Origin of the sequence: Treponema denticola (genome assembly GCF_024181605.1) — a bacterium.
Classification (GTDB): Bacteria; Spirochaetota; Spirochaetia; order Treponematales; family Treponemataceae; genus Treponema_B; species Treponema_B denticola_B.
On record NZ_CP054477.1, the window covers coordinates 2,317,765 to 2,333,996 of the forward strand.

Here is a 16,232-nt window from a genome sequence, read left to right on the forward strand (position 1 = left end):
AAGCACTTCCTTATTAAAAATAATATCATAAAAAAAAACACTTGTCCAGTTTTTATTATCTGTAGTTTTCAGTAAAATTGATTTCCGTAATAAAACAAATTCCGGTGGGATTTCTCCATTCTTGACCAAGCCTTTTTTTTATGTTAGAATAGCACGAATTTATAGATTTTGGAGTATAATGCGTGGAAGAAATAGAAACTAAGGAAGGCGGAGCCGTAATTCCGATTCCTATCGAAAATGAAGTAAAAAGAGCCTACATAGATTATTCAATGTCAGTTATCGTAAGCCGAGCCCTGCCAGATGTAAGGGACGGCCTAAAGCCCGTTCACAGGCGAATCCTTTATTCAATGGAGGAAAAGGGCTTACGCAGTTCAGGCCCCACCCGAAAGTGTGCTAAGATTGTAGGTGATGTATTAGGAAGTTACCACCCGCACGGCGACGCTTCGGTCTATGATGCCCTCGTCCGCCTTGGACAGGACTTCTCTCTCCGCTATCCGGTTATTTATCCCCAAGGAAACTTCGGAACCATAGGAGGCGACCCGCCCGCAGCTTACCGATACACGGAAGCTAAGATGGCTAAAATAGCCGAAACCATGGTCGAGGACATAAAAAAAGAAACAGTCGATTTTATTCCGAACTTTGACGATTCTACAAAGGAGCCGACTGTTCTTCCGGCTAAATTCCCCTTCTTGCTTGCAAACGGCTCAAGCGGAATTGCTGTCGGTATGGCAACCAACATGCCGCCCCATAACTTACGCGAAATAGCCGATGCGGTTTCGGCCTACATAGACAATCCCGAAATCGAAATAGACGAGCTTTGTAAATATATGAAGGGTCCCGACTTCCCGACAGGCGGAGTTATCTACGGACGAAAGGGAATAAAACAAGCCTTTAAGACAGGCCGCGGAAAAATATTGGTGCGCGGTAAATTTACAATCGAGGTCGATAAAAAAGGAAAAGAAACTATAGTCTTTACCGAAGTACCCTATCAGGTAAACACGACCACCCTTGTATCCCGTATCGGAGAACTGGCCCGCGAAAAAATTATAGACGGAATCGCAAACGTAAACGATGAAACTTCGGATAGAACGGGATTGCGTATTGTTATAGAGCTAAAGAGAGGGGCTATTACAAAGGTTGTTTTAAACCAACTTTTTGCAAAGACAGCTCTTCAGTCTTCTTTCGGCGTTATAAACCTTGCTCTTGTAAACGGAAGACCTGAAACCCTCAACTTAAAACTTCTTGTAAAATACTTTGTCGAGCACAGGGTTGATGTCGTTACCCGCAGAACAAAATTCGATTTGCGCAAGGCGGAAGAAAGAGCTCATATCTTGGAAGCTCTCATCGTCGCCATCGACAACATAGATGAAGTTATCAAAATAATAAGGGCATCCCGCGATCCGCAAACGGCAAAAAACGGCTTGATGGAAAGGTTCGGCTTTGATGATGTTCAAGCTCAGGCCATAGTCGATATGCAGCTAAAGCGCTTGACCAGCTTGGAAATTGAAGACCTCCGAAAAGAATTGCAGGAATTGCAGGTCCTAATCGCTCACTTAAAAGACCTCCTTGCTCATCCCGAAAAGATTTTAGCTCTAATAAAGGAAGAAACTAACGAGATAGCCGAAAAGTTCGGAGATGAACGCAAGACCGATATAGTAGCCGATGAGGTTGAAGAGCTCAATATCGAAGACCTTATCAAAAAAGAAGAGATGGTTATTTTAATTTCTCACCTCGGATATATTAAGCGTATTCCTGCTACAGCCTATAAGAGCCAAAATAGAGGAGGCAAGGGTTCCAATTCCGCAAACCTTGCCGAAGATGACTTTTTGGATCAGATTTTTACGGCCTCAACCCATGACTATATTATGTTTATTACAAATGCGGGAAAGGCTTACTGGTTAAAGGTGCATGAAATACAGGAAGCAAGCAGAACAAGCCGCGGCTCTCACATAAAATCCCTTCTTTCCGTTTCTTCCGATGAAGAAATTACGGCCGTTGTTTCCTTAAAAGAATTTGACGATAAGACCTATCTTTTGATGGCAACAGCAGGCGGTGTTGTAAAAAAAGTAACAACCGATAATTTTGCAAATGCAAAAACCCGCGGAATTATTGCCATAAAACTCGATGAGGGAGATAAGCTGGTAAGTGCAATTCTTACAGGCGGCAAGGACGAAATCATGCTGATTACCCGCCGAGGTCAGGCCCTCCGCACAAGCGAGGAAGACATCCGCTCTCAAGGGCGCTCTTCCCGCGGTGTTACCGGAATAAAGCTTTCTTCCGAGGATGAGCTTACAGGAGCACTCCGAGTGACGGAAAATCAAAAAATGCTTGTTATGACCGAAAACGGCTACGGCAAGCGCGTGGACTTTTCCGAATTTTCAGCTCATGGAAGAGGAACCGGCGGACAGCGTATTTATACCCTCTCGGAAAAAACGGGAGAAGTTGTAGGGCTTCTTACGGTTTTTGATGACGATGAGGTTGTCTGCATAACGGGTCAGGGAAAAACTATCCGCATCAATGTAGACTCTGTCGGCACTATGGGAAGGTCCGCACAGGGTGTAAGAATATTGGATATTGAAAGTCCCGATATGCTTATCGGGCTTGATGTTGTTGCCCGCGATGAAGAATAGGTAAAGTTTATGAAAAAATTTGCGATTATGGGTTTAGGAACATTCGGAGTACGAATGCTGGATGAGCTTATAAAAATAGGGGCTGAGGTTATAATCATCGAGCAAAATAAAGATCTTATCGAAATGTATAAACCAAAGGCTTCTTCTGCAATTGTACTTGAAGAAATAAGTGAGCTTTCAGTACGCAAAATTCTTCCCTCCAAGGTAGATACGGTAATCGTAGACTTCGGCCGCAAGGTGGAGCTTTCAGTAATCAGCACGACAATCTTAAAAAATTTAGGCATTGCAAACATTGTTGTGCGTGCCCAATCCGACGAACACGGAAGACTTTTAAAAACCGTCGGAGCCACTAGTGTAATTTATCCCGACAGTGAAGCAGCTAAAAGAACAACCCCTATTTTAGCTGCCGACCTCCTTCTTAAATTTATGCCTATTTCAAAAAATCTTGCCCTTGCCGAAGTCGGAATAGAAGCAAGATATGTCGGTAAAAGCCTTGCCGAATCCAATATCCGAAAAGATATGAGCGTAAACATCATAGCCCGCCGAAAAAAAGAAAGCGAAGACTTTATCTTTATGGATGACCCTGAGTATAAATTTGAAGAAGATGATGTTCTTTTAGTTGTTGCCTCTGAAGAACACATCTATAATTTTTCCGGCGGAAAGATAAGCCTAAAAAATAATTTAAAAAAAGATGGAGAGATAAAACCGTCAATCTTTAAAAATCTTTTTTCTTCAAAAAAAGTATAATTGATAATTGGGAGATTGCCGATTTAAAAACCTAAAGGAGAGTATGCTATTATGGAGAATCTATCCTGTTCAAAGTGTGTTTGTGATGAAATTGATCTGCAATTAAAACCTAAAAAAATATCTAAAAATTTATGGAGGCTGGCCTATCCTACAATGATTTCAGCAGGCTTGCAAAACTTTTATGATATTGTCGATATGGTTTGGGTAGGGCAGATATCTAAGACGGCTCTTTCAGGTGTTACCCTCTTTTCTTCCATATACCTGCTTTTTACCATTTTAAATGAAGTCGCCGGTGCAAGTTCCGTGTCGATGATTTCTCAAAACTACGGCCGAGGCGATATGGAAAAGACTCAGCGTATTGCCGAACAAACTATCAGCTTTAAGGTTGTGCTTGCAGTAATATCAGGCTCCCTTTTGGCTCTTTTTTTAAAACCGATTTTATGGTTTTTTCTTCCGGATCAAGATGTTTTAAATTCCGCTTTAGAATACGGATGGCTTAGAATCTTTTTTATTCCTATAATGTTTTCTTCATATTCGGTAAATACGATTTTTAGATGTACCGGAGATGCAAAAACACCCTTGCACATTATGATAATATCCACCATTATAAACTTGGTTTTAGATCCTGTTTTTATGTTCGATATAATTCCCGGAACAAATATCCCGGGCTTAGGTATGGGTGTTTTTGGTGCAGCCCTTGCAACAGTAACAGCCCGAACTATAAGTTTCTTATACGGATTTTTGATTCTCTTAAGCGGAAGGCGCAAAGTAAAAATAAGCTTTAAAGGTCTTTTTAGACTTGACAAAAAAATAGATGCCGACCTTTTACTCATAGGTCTTCCTTCAGGTATTAACTCTCTTGTCCGCAGCTTTGCTCAAGTAACGATTATGAAATTCGTAACAGTTTACGGTGCTGATGCAGTTGCTCTTGCAGGTGTCGGCGGAAAGCTTTCACAGTTTGCCTTTATGCCTATTTTCGGATTTAATATGGGAGGCGCAACTCTGGTAGGTCAAAGCCTTGGCCGAGATAATATTAAGGAAGCAAAGCTTACTTCTAAGATAAACGCTTTTATGTCAGCATCTGTAGTAGGAATTTTTGCAGTCATAATTATGGGAACGCCTCAAACTTTTTTGCGGTTTTTCTTCCCAAATGATCCGTCGATGCTTTTGCAGGGAAGTTTAATGCTGCGGATATTTTATCCGTCCTTTATAATTTTATCTATGGGATTGGGACTTGCTGTGGTCTTTTCGGGTTCGGGTCATACAAGGCCAATACTTTACTCTACCTTGGGTTCTCGCTGGTTTGTACAAATCCCGTTTTTATTTTTGGTTGTAAATATTTTACATCTTCCCTTATTTGCCGTTTGGACCTCATATATTTTTTCGGAGACAGCCGAATTTATAGTTATTCTATATCATTACCGCAAAGGGGTTTGGTGTAATAAGAGGGTTTAAAATTTGCTGAGTTATCGACACGGTTTTCATGCGGGAAATCAGGCCGATGTTTTTAAGCATTCGGCTCTCTTTTCTTTTTTAAACCTTTACACCCAAAAGCAAAAACCATTTACGGCCTTCGATTTAAATGCAGGAAGTGCTTCCTATAATCTTTTGAGCGAGTGGAGTTTAAAGACCGGCGAAGCGGAAGAGGGGATAATCCGCTTTTTAGATTTATATAAAAAAGAAAAACTGCCCCTTCCAATACCTGAAGACTTCAAGGCCTATCTGGATTTTTGCCTAAAAAATTATGATGAAAATTCCTCTTATGCCGGTTCTCCCGAAATCATCCGTTCATTTTTACAAAAAGAATCCAATTTAATTTTATGCGATTTACATTCTGCCGAAGCTGAAAATTTAAAAGGACTTTATAAGCGTGTAGAAAATGTTCACGTGCATAAAAGGGATTGCTATGAGGCTGTCAGGGCACTTACGCCGCCTCTTCCTATCCGGGGCTTTGCCTTATTTGATCCCAGCTACGAAGTCGATTCGGACTATACAGCGATTGCAGAGTCTGTTGAAAAGGTCTGTAAAAAATGGCCTATTGGCATCTTTATAATTTGGTATCCTATATTGAATCATAAAACCGAAGAGTGCGGAAATTTAAAAAGCCGAATCAGCAAGGCCATGAACAATAAAATATTAAACATTGAAGTCAAGCATTTTTCAAACAAGATAGACTCTGAAAGTGAGTACGGCCTGCAAGGTTCAGGCCTTTTAATCACAAATCCTCCATGGGGTTTGGAAGAAAAACTGAAAGGAATTTGTGAATATGTTGAGAAAGTGAGTGCCGGGTTAGATTGAAGAACTATAAGTTTTAGGTTTTCACCTATGATTATGTGAAAATTTATAGAGAAATAAAAAAGTATTTACTATAGGCGTAAAGGCATTATTATGGTATAATAAAACCATCAGAAGGTGTTTATGCCGCAAATAGTACCAATTCGCGACTTAAAAAATACGAGTGCGATTTCAAATCTTTGTCATAAAACAAATGAGGGTTTAACTTCGGCAACCAAATAAGGTTGCCTCGTTAACTGATGAGTTTGCCATTCGGCAAACATCACTGATTATATACCGTTTCTCGTTTCACTGCGAAACGGCGAATTGAACAGCTTCCAAAATTGATATTTTGTTCAGCTGTTCAATTTTAAGGCGCCTATTTTTATAACAAAAAATGGCTATGGTGATATGGTTATTATGAGTATGGAAACATATGAAGGACATGCTTTTTTAAGTGATCTTTCTGGAGATAAAAACATGAATTGATTTTTGGATTTGGAAATATGTATATGATTCATCCATAAATAAATTTGTCAGATACAATGGAGGACATTATGAGCGTATCATTTTATATTAACAACAAAAAGACTTTTTTAAAAAGTAAAACACCCATGACCGTAAAAGAATGTTTAGAATTTTCTTCACAAAAGATAGAGCAATTTGCTTTTGATGAAACACAAAATAATTTTGATTTAGAAAAATTCTATAACTCGTCTATTGCCGATTATGAATGTTTGCTATGCGGAGTATATGGGGAAAGTTCTCGTGGATTTGAGCTCTCTTTTGCAAAGGAGTTTAATCAGTATGCTGTGAGAGTTTTTACACCAAGCACAAATGAAGATTGGCAAATTGCTCTCACCTATATTAAAGATTTAGCCCGGAAGTTAGGGAGTGATATTGTCAGTGAAAGAGGGGAACATTTTACAATCGAGAATATTGATCAATTTAATTATACCGAGGATATCTTATTCGGAATAAAATCTTATTTTGAAAATAAAGATACGGATGAGTACATCAGTTTTGGAATTTTCCGCGAAGTAGCTATTAACCATACGATTGTCGAAGGATTTTTAAATTCTGAAAATCCAATAGAAGCATTTAGTAAATTCTTTAAAGATATTCAGTATTTAGATGCTTTTTCAGCAAATCAGATGTTTTTTGAGGATAATGCTACAAAAAAAATTATTGGGCTTTATACTTTAACCCAAGAAGTAGAAACCATTTTGCCCTATAAGCCGAGTGTAGAATACAGGAATATAAACATAGTAAAGGATGAAGATATAAGTTCTTGGAAATTATCCCTAGTTATTGTTAACGGTGATCCGAATGATGAAGAATTTTATCAAGAAGTAGGAGATATTGAATATCCGGATTTTATAGCACGCCTGTCAAAAGACAAATATCGATTTATAGATGCTAAGTATATTTTAGTTGATGCTTTAACACAAGAAGAAATTTTGAGTATACTAAAATAAATATAACTTGACAATATATATATATATATATATATATATATAATAGAATAATAAGTGTAGTAATTATATAAGGAGGTTTTAATGTCAAATAAACCAAAGTTAAAAGTCTTCTCTTTTTATATGAGTTTTATTTTTTTGTTTTTACTCGGGGCTCAATATATTCTTTTAGATTTATATTCTTCCCGCTTATTTGCATTTCAAGAAAATTTATTAAACCTTAAAACAATTCAAGCAAGACCTCTTGTAGAAACTCTTGTTTTGATTGCAGGTCTTTTACTTATCAATATACTTGCGCGTTTTGCAATTATCCGTTTTGGGCGTAGAAAATTGCAGATAAAAAAAGATATGGTAGAAAAATATTTAAGACTTCCCTTTACTTATTATTATGATGTAAACTATGCTCAGGTTTTAGATTCATTACAAAGTTATCCCGAGTTTTTTATAAACGATGTTTTAAAAATATACAGGCTTTTTTTTAATGCTGTAATTTGTGTTTTGTTTTTTATAAAACTTTTTTATGTAAGTGCGATGCTTTCTGTCTTATCTCTGGGATTATTATTTGTATTCTTTTTAATAGATAGATTCTTTTTACGCCTTGTCCGGAACATAGATAAGCTGAGAATAAAAACCGCTCCCTCCTTGTACAAGGAGCTCGGAGATTCGGTTTCCGGACGCTTGGATATCCGCTCGGTAAACTCGCATAAATATTTTGAACAAGGTATCTTTTCAAAAATGGATAAACTTTGTAACGGGTGTTTTAAAAAGAAGGAAGGTATAGCGATAAGCCGCAATAATTTGGAGCGCATTATTCAAAAAGTTTTACCTCTTCTTTCACTTCTGATTGCCTTATTTCTTTTTAAAGATAAGAGTGCAGGGAACACGATAATGCCTTTCTATATGCTTTTTATTTTATTGCCGAATCCTTTGAGCACGATTTCCATATTTGAACATATTAAAAATCTAAAAACAATGATTGAACCCATTGAAGAGCTTTTACAAAAAGAAGAAGCTAAAAGAGGTAGTGCTTTATTTAATTATGATGATATCAATGTTAATTCATTAATCGTGAACTTACGAAACCAATACCTTCTCAATAATGTCAATCTAAATATTAAACGATGTGAAAAAGTTTTAATAATAGGAGACTCCGGCTCGGGAAAATCCGTATTTTTAAATTGTCTTATGGGTGCAGACTATAATCAAAGAGGCCAAGTAAACTACGGCACTACGGAAGTAAAAGAATTCTCTTCTGAAAGTTTTTTGCAAAACACTTCATTCCTTGATCTAAAAGGTTTGGTCTTGCCCGGTACATTAAGATACAACCTCCTTTTAAATAGTCTTGAAAAAATTAGCGACGATGCCTTAAAGTCTCTTATTCGTTCTGTGGGTATTGCGGAATTTATTCCGTTTTTACATGACCTTGATACTATTCTTGATCCCGATACTTTATCTGACGGGGAAAGAGTTACGGTTTCGCTTTTAAGAGAGCTTATTAAAAAGCCTCAAATATTTTTTCTTGATGAAACTTTCAGCTCTCTGGATGTTGCGGTTGAAGACAGCTTTTTAAAATACCTAATGTCAACCGATAGTACAGTAATTATGATTTCTCATAAAAAAGAACATGTTCAATACTTTGAACGGGTGCTTTATTTTCAAGCCGGAAATATTCGTGTAGATATAAAAGCAAAATATGCTTTAACGAATCCGCCGATAAAAGATTTTTACAATTCGGTATATCAGAATATGCAAAAAGGAGAGAACTTATGAAAACCGTTTATACTTTATACAAAAAATTTTATAAGAGTTTAACATTTCTTCTTATTTTTTTACTTGCTCTAAATGTGTGTAATTCCATATTTCTTGTTTTAGGAAGGATGAATCTTAATAAAATATTGGACGGATTTCCCTTTGCTTCTCTTTTAGCTATGTCGATATCCGTTGTAGTGTATGCTATAGTCCAAAGTATTTATGAGCTCATTTTAAATAATTCCATTACTTATCGTGCATTACCGCCTATGATGAAAACTGCCTTTCATCATAGTTTGGTAAACAGTAACCGTAAGGCAGAGGAAGAGGGCTTTTATACAATGTCCTATACTCAAGACATAAATGTTCTTATTCCTTTTTGTTTTCAATTTACGGCTGCTTGTTTTAATATTATTATTCTTAATGCTTTTTTATTGTCAATATCCATATTTCTTCCTGTTATTCTATTGGTAATAATTATATCGGCTAATATTTTTATTACTTATTTGGATAAGCAAATAAACGGAGCTTACGGCTTACTTGATGATGAGGGCATAAGTTATGGCGGTATTGTTAAAACTGCATTTCAATCGATTTTTTTAACATTAAATAATTCGATTAAATCGGAATGCGAAAAATCTATTTTACAAAAAGACGAAGAGCTTTTAAAAATCGGAAATAGGATTCAAAAACTGGAAGCCGTAAAAAATATTTTTTTTGAAGGCCAAAATTATTTTATTCCTATTGTCATAAGTGTTTTCTGCCTTTTTGCATTGCCCAGCGTTAATTTGGCAAATCTTTTATACATAATCTTTATTATTTCGTTGGCTAATCAAAACATGTCAACTATTTTTTTAGCGGCAAGACAAATAAAAAGATCGGTTCCTATAGCAAAAAAATATTTTAATTATATTGAAAAATGTGAAAACAATCACAAGAAAAACATTCATGGCGATGGAGCTCTGATTAACGCAAAGAATGTTTCGCTTGCTAAAAACGATAAACTTATATTTAATAATATCGATTTTAAACTAAATGAAGGGGATAGAATTGCCGTTGTAGGACAAAACGGTTCGGGAAAGACAAGCTTATTACGAATCCTCACTATGAATGAAGCGGAGTTTTCAGGTTCGCTTACATATAATTTAAAAGCCTTAGGCGCAAATACAATTCCTTGTCTTTGGAGTCATCCTCATATTTTTAATATTTCATTGCGGGACAATCTTGTATTCGGCAAGGCTATTCCCGATTCCGATATAATGGAAATATTAAATGCACTTAAATTATCTCATTTTGTAAACTCCTTACCTGAGGGCTTGGATACTGTTATGGATATGAATAACTTAACCGTATCGGATGGAGAGCGTAGTAGAATTGCATTAGCTAGAATTTTGCTTTTGACTTCCGATTGTCCCGTCCTTCTTTTAGATGAGTTCTCCCGTAATGTGAATACGGAAATAGAAGACTTGATGTTTAATTTAATTTTTACTAAAAAGTCTGCAATCGCTGCCGTTACAAATAATATTTCAACTGCAAAACGCTTTCAGAAAATTTTATTTGTTTCAAAACAGGACGGCAGTATCACTGAAATCGATAAAGATGAAATAGAGGAAAGAATAAAGAATTAGCTGATATTAGTAAATATTTAAACCCCAAGGCCTTTTTTAATTTCTACCGCTTAATTTCAAAATGGCTGAAGCTCATGGTAAAGGAAGCCCTTCCTTGAGTGGCTGAACGGAGGTCAGTGGAAAAACCGAACATCTTTGCCATGGGGGCTTGAGCGTGTACAATGTCGGTACTTGCCTTTGAATCCATGCTTGAGATTAGGCCTCCCCTCTGAGTGATTTGGCTCATGGCATCTCCGACGAATTCTTTGGGACTCATAATATCCACAGCCATTACCGGCTCCAAGAGCACGGGGTCTGCTGTACTGCAAGCATCATCAAAACATTTTGCGGCGGCGGCTTCGTAGGCAAAGGGGGTTGCCGTAAGTTCATTGTATTTTACCGAAACAAGTTCTACTTCGATGTCAGTACAAGGATAACCTACCTTGATACCGGAACTAAAACAGCCTTCAATAGAATGTTTAACGGCTTCTAAAAGCTCTTCGGGGAGAGCATTGGTGCCGCCCGAACCGGACTTTTGGAAGGTTTTAACTTTTGAAACAAAGCGGTTTCCGCTTCCTCTTTCAAGGGGTCGGACAGTAAGGGTAAGTTCTGCCTCATTGTCTTTTCCGCCCAGCTGCTTGCTGTATTTTTCGGTTTGAGTTTTTTCGGTAGTGACGGATTCCCTGTAGGTAACCTGCGGGTTTCCGACTCTGGCTTCTACCTTAAAATCATCCAACATTCGGCGGGTTAGAACATCTATATGAAGTTCTCCCATGCCGGAAATTATAAGCTGCCCCGTTTCGCTGTCTTCGCGGCTTGTAAAAGTCGGGTCCTCCTTTGAAAGAATTTCCAAGACCTCTTTTAAGCGGTCGCTTTCCGATAAGCTTTTAGGTTCTACCGAAACGGAAATAACAGGTTCGGGGAATTGCATGGATTCAAGCAAGAGAGGCTGTCCCTCGGAGCCCAGAGTATCTCCTGTCTGAGAAATTTTTAAACCGATAAAAACGGCAATATCTCCGGCTTGAACGGAATCCATTTGTTCCGACTTATTTGAATGCATACGCAGGATTCTGTTTACGCGTTCTCTTTTCTTTTTTCCCGTATTAAAAACTTGATCGCCCGATTTAATTTTACCCGAGTACATTCGGACATAGCAAAGGCTTCCTGCATCCTTATCGTATTGAATTTTAAATACGAGGCCTAGGGGAGCTCCTTCTGCCTTGCAGGGAACAGAAAGCTTTTCTTCCTTTTTTGGATTAAAGGCCTCTGCCGGAAGAACCTCATCGGGGGCGGGCAAAAAGTCGACGACTGCATCGATTAAGGGTTGAACTCCGATATTCTTTCGTGCAGACCCGCACAAAAACGGAATATAGCTTTGATTTAAAACCGCCTTTCTTATTTCTTTTTTGATAAGCTCTTCGGGGACATTTTTTCCTTCAAGGATGAGCTCGGTGATTTCGTCCGAGGCAGAAGAAATAGTATCGAGCATTTTTTCGCGCCATTCTTCCGCCAAGGCAAGGCGGTCTGGAGCTATTGCGGTATATTCGTATTTTTCGCCATCGGTTGCAGCATCCCAGTGAATTTCTTTCATTGCAATAAGATCGATAACTCCTTCAAAGCTGTCGCTTGCGCCAATAGGAATTTGAACGGGCATGACTTCAACGCCGAATTTTTCGTGAACGTCTTTTAAAACTGCAAAAAAGTCGGCCCCGATTCTGTCCATCTTGTTTACAAAGCAAATACGGGGAACTTTGTAACGGTCTGCCTGATGCCAAACGGTTTCGGTCTGGGGCTGAACTCCTCCGACTGCACAGAGGACTGCAACGGCTCCGTCCAAGACGCGTAAAGAGCGTTCTACCTCGGCCGTAAAGTCCACATGCCCGGGAGTGTCGATTATATTTATCTGAAAGTTTTTCCAATAAGTAGTGGTGGCTGCACTTTGGATAGTGATTCCCCTGTCCTGCTCTTGTGCCATCCAGTCCATGGTTGCTTGACCGTCATCTATTTCGCCTATCTTATGAATTTTTCCCGTATAAAACAAAATACGCTCGGTCGTGGTGGTTTTTCCCGCATCTATGTGAGCCATTATTCCTATGTTCCGCATCTTATCAAGCATTTTCACGTTCTCCAAAATCTGATTTAAGCGAAAATAATAGCAAAAAATTCAAAAAAAAACAATCGGGGAGTTGTTGGAAATTCATTGCGATGCTTTACATAATATGTACCAAGCTCTTGAGTGAAGTAAAGTTTATATGTTATAATAAAAAAGTATGCAGGGTTTCTTGCGGTAAATATTTTTAGAGAGGTAAATTATGGATAAAGTAAAACTTGAAAGAATGAAAAACGATAAAGGTTTTATTGCGGCATTGGATCAGAGCGGCGGAAGTACGCCTAAGGCTTTGGCTGCTTACGGAGTTCCCGAAACGGCATATTCCAATGAAGATGAGATGTTTGATCTTGTTCATGCTATGCGTACAAGAATAATCACCGGAAAGGCCTTTAATTCCAATAATATTTTGGGTGCAATTTTATTTGAACAAACAATGGAAAGGGAAATTGAAGGAATGCCCACAGCCGACTTCTTATGGGAAAAAAAGAAGATTCTCCCCTTTTTAAAGGTCGATAAGGGGCTTGCCGACTTAAAGGACGGGGTTCAGCTTATGAAGCCGATACCCAATTTGGACGCTATGTTAAAGCACGCCGTAGAAAAGCACATTTTCGGAACAAAGATGCGCTCCGTTATAAAAGAAGCAAATCCTCAAGGAATAAAGGCTGTCGTGGATCAGCAGTTTGAATTGGGCATTCAAATTGCAAAAGCCGGTCTTGTTCCTATTATTGAACCTGAAGTAGATATTAAATCTCCCGACAAGGCCAAGTGTGAAGAAATTCTCAAAAAAGAATTGGAAGAACACCTTAAAACCTTGCCGAAAGACTTGCTTGTAATGTTTAAACTTTCAATTCCGACAAAAGAAAATCTTTATGAAGAATTCACAAAACATCCTCAGGTAGTTAGAATGGTAGCCTTATCAGGCGGTTATTCCAGAGATGATGCAAACAAACTCTTGGCTAAAAACAGGGGTATGATTGCAAGTTTCTCCAGAGCTCTTGCCGAAGGTCTTTTTGCAAGTCAAAGCGATGATGAGTTTAATGCAACCTTGGAAAAAACAATCAAGGGCGTTTACGAAGCTTCGATAACATAGTTCTTGTCTTTCCTAAGAGCTGCAGCTTTCGCATTCCTCGACTTCGAGGGAGCGGCTTCGCACATAATAGATTGACTTAACGCCTTCTTCCCAAGCCTTTACATAAAGCGAAAGCACCTTGCTGAAGGTAAATTCGTTTGTAATGTAAAGGTTCACGGATTGAGCTTGGTCAATATGGCGTTGCCGTAGGCCTGCGGCTCTTATACTCCAGCCTTGTTCAATATTATGGGCGTTTTTATAAAGCCAATAGGTTTCCGGTGAAAGAGAGGGGGCAACCCTGGGCATTAAAGAACCTTTTTTCTCTTCTAAAAAATATTTATTCATAATCGGGTCTACACCGGCAGTTGTGCCTGCTATAATTGAGGTTGAGCTTGTAGGTGCGACGGCCAAAAGATAGGCATTCCTCATTCCGTTTGATTTTACTTCCTCTGCGAGAGCCTTCCATTTTTCGTCAACATAATTCCGTTTTTTAAAATACTCTCCTGTTTGCCAATCGCTTCCTTCAAAGTAAGAATAGGAGCCTTTTTCTTTTGCAATTTGTGAAGAAGCTTTGATTGCTGCATAATTTATTCTTTCAAAAACTTTATCTGCAAAGTTAAGGTGTTCTTCGCTTTCCCATGCAATGCCGTTTTTGGCAAGAGCATGATGATAGCCCGAAGCTCCCAAACCGATTGACCTGTATCGGCTATTGGTAATTTGTGCATAGGGAATAGGATAAAAATTCAAGTCTATAACATTGTCCAAGGCACGCACTGCCGAAGAAACGGTTTCGTCAATTTCTTTTTCATCGTTTAAATCTATGTTTCCGAGAACAAGGGAAGCCAGATTACATACAACAAAGTCTCCGGGGATAGTAGTTGTTACAACAAGGGTGTCTCCGTCTTCAGTTTTTATTTCGATATTCTTATGTTTTATTTCGCTCATATTTTGAGAAATTTCGGTGCATAGGTTTGAGCAGTAAATCATTCCCTTGTGGGGGTTAGGATTTGTTTTGTTTGCATGGTCGCGGTTAAAAGCAAAGGGGGTCCCCGTTTCGACGGCCGATTTTAAGATTAAACGAACCAATTCTTTTATAGGAATTTCTCTTTTATTGATGCGGGAATCGGCAATGCAGTCTTTATATCTCTTTTCCCATTCTTCTCCGTAAAAATCTTCAAGGGCATAGCCCTTGGTTTTTAAAATTTCATGGGGGCACATTAGGTGCCAAGAAGCATTTATATCATCTCGGACGGTTTTCCAAAAAAGATCGGGATAGCAGACTGCCGGAAAAACATCGTGGGCCTTCATTCTGTCATCTCCGTTATTGGTGCGGAGCTGTAAAAATTCGGGTATGTCCTTGTGCCAAACATCGAGGTAAACGGCGACCGAGCCCTGCCTTACTCCAAGCTGGTCAACGGCAACAGCCGTATCGTTTGCAAGTTTTATCCAGCGGATAATTCCGCCTGCCGCTCCCATAAACCCGCGTATGGGCGAACCGACAGCCCTGACCTTCCCGAAGTAGAGCCCCATACCTCCTCCGAATTTGGAAACCTTGGCAAAGTTATCTATGCTGCGGTAAATACCGTCAAGAGAATCGGGAACCGTGTCTATAAAACATGAAGAAAGCTGATGATAAGGCTTTCGGGCATTTGAAAGGGTTGGGGTGGCCATCGTAACTTTTAAGCTGCTTGTCATATCGTAAAAACGCCTTACCCATTCAAGCCGGTTTGATTTTTCTTTCATTGCCAGGTGTAGGGCAATACCTAAAAACATTTCCTGAGGCGATTCAAGAACGGTGTTTGAATGAGTGCGAATAACGTAGCGGCGTAAAAGAAGATCGAGGGCGCTGTAGGTAAAAAGCTTATTTCTTTCTTCGTTTATAAATGAAGCAGCCTCTTCCAACTCATCACGGCTATAGGCCTCGCAAATATATGTCCCGTAAAGACTTTCGTTTTCAAGGTATTTGATTTTTTCATAAAAAGAATGAATCTGCCTTTTTTCAAGCTCGGTTTTTAGTTTTAATTTAAATTGAAGCATTAAAAGGCGAGCCGCAATAAATTCCCAATCCGGGGCATCTTGGGCGGTAAGTTCGACGGAGGCCTTAATAAGCATAGCAAGGGATTCGGACTCGCTCATATTTTCTTTTCTAAAAGAAAGGAATTTATGTGCAAGCAAGTTAAGGCTGTACTCGTCCGAAGTAAAGTCGTTTTGAATCTCGGTGAGGACGCTCTGAATTTCTATAGTATCAAAAAAGCGGCTTATCATTTGACGGGAATCCCGCCTCTTTGTGCGGCCGACACGGTAGAGTATAAAGTTTTTTACTTCCGCATAGTAGTTATGGTCTATTAAAGTTTTTTCTACCAAGTCCTGAATTGTTTCAACCTGAACAAGGCTTCCGCTTTTGGTAAGCTCCAAGATGTCTTTTTCTATTTCCTTTACCAAGGGCGGAATGATTGTATCTAAATCTTTGTGCGGAGAGTTTTCCACACTTTTAAAAGCGGAGCGGATAGCTCCTTCAATTTTTTCAGGTTCGTAATTTTTAGTTTCACCGTTTCGTTTTATAATTTGCAT

General features: G+C 38.7%; 10 protein-coding genes. 8 read left to right on the top strand and 2 right to left on the bottom strand.

The window, feature by feature from the left end; genetic code table 11:
- Window positions 1–182: 182 nt before the first annotated feature.
- The 7 genes from gyrA to E4N80_RS10975 all read left to right on the top strand — a co-directional run bounded on the left by gyrA (window position 183) and on the right by E4N80_RS10975 (window position 10,503).
- Window positions 183–2,630: a DNA topoisomerase (ATP-hydrolyzing) subunit A gene (gyrA, locus tag E4N80_RS10945; RefSeq protein ID WP_253699236.1), complete on the top strand. Its 2,448-nt coding sequence runs from the start codon at window positions 183–185 to the stop codon at window positions 2,628–2,630.
- Window positions 2,631–2,639: 9 nt separating this feature from the next.
- Entirely contained in the window at window positions 2,640–3,377 is a 738-nt protein-coding gene (locus E4N80_RS10950; RefSeq protein WP_010694164.1) for a potassium channel family protein, read from the top strand.
- A gap of 51 nt (window positions 3,378–3,428) precedes the next feature.
- Complete coding sequence (locus tag E4N80_RS10955; protein ID WP_253699237.1) at window positions 3,429–4,832, top strand: MATE family efflux transporter; 1,404 nt, start codon at window positions 3,429–3,431, stop codon at window positions 4,830–4,832.
- 3 nt (window positions 4,833–4,835) lie between these two features.
- Window positions 4,836–5,675: a 23S rRNA (adenine(2030)-N(6))-methyltransferase RlmJ gene (rlmJ, locus tag E4N80_RS10960; RefSeq protein WP_253699238.1), complete on the top strand. Its 840-nt coding sequence runs from the start codon at window positions 4,836–4,838 to the stop codon at window positions 5,673–5,675.
- A gap of 533 nt (window positions 5,676–6,208) precedes the next feature.
- The gene (locus tag E4N80_RS10965) at window positions 6,209–7,129 is read left to right on the top strand and encodes a DUF4299 domain-containing protein (RefSeq protein ID WP_253699239.1); all 921 of its coding nucleotides are present in this window, start codon (window positions 6,209–6,211) and stop codon (window positions 7,127–7,129) included.
- Between the two features lie 81 nt (window positions 7,130–7,210).
- Window positions 7,211–8,896, top strand: a complete 1,686-nt coding sequence (locus E4N80_RS10970; protein ID WP_253699240.1) for an ATP-binding cassette domain-containing protein — start codon at window positions 7,211–7,213, stop codon at window positions 8,894–8,896.
- Complete coding sequence (locus E4N80_RS10975) at window positions 8,893–10,503, top strand: ATP-binding cassette domain-containing protein (RefSeq protein WP_253699241.1); 1,611 nt, start codon at window positions 8,893–8,895, stop codon at window positions 10,501–10,503. The genes E4N80_RS10970 and E4N80_RS10975 overlap by 4 nt, the downstream gene beginning before the upstream one ends.
- Window positions 10,504–10,546: 43 nt before the next feature.
- On the opposite strand, the gene fusA is transcribed toward E4N80_RS10975, so the two are convergent.
- Window positions 10,547–12,598 (bottom strand): elongation factor G, encoded by a 2,052-nt coding sequence (gene fusA, locus E4N80_RS10980; RefSeq protein ID WP_253699242.1) that lies wholly within the window; start codon window positions 12,596–12,598, stop codon window positions 10,547–10,549.
- Window positions 12,599–12,794: 196 nt separating this feature from the next.
- On the opposite strand from fusA, the gene E4N80_RS10985 reads away from it, so the two are divergent.
- Window positions 12,795–13,682 carry a fructose bisphosphate aldolase gene (locus E4N80_RS10985; RefSeq protein ID WP_253699243.1) on the top strand — a complete coding sequence of 296 codons (888 nt, stop codon included), beginning with the start codon at window positions 12,795–12,797 and terminating at the stop codon, window positions 13,680–13,682.
- A 12-nt stretch (window positions 13,683–13,694) separates the two neighbouring features.
- On the opposite strand, the gene E4N80_RS10990 is transcribed toward E4N80_RS10985, so the two are convergent.
- Window positions 13,695–16,232 (bottom strand): ribonucleoside-diphosphate reductase subunit alpha, encoded by a 2,538-nt coding sequence (locus E4N80_RS10990; RefSeq protein ID WP_253699244.1) that lies wholly within the window; start codon window positions 16,230–16,232, stop codon window positions 13,695–13,697.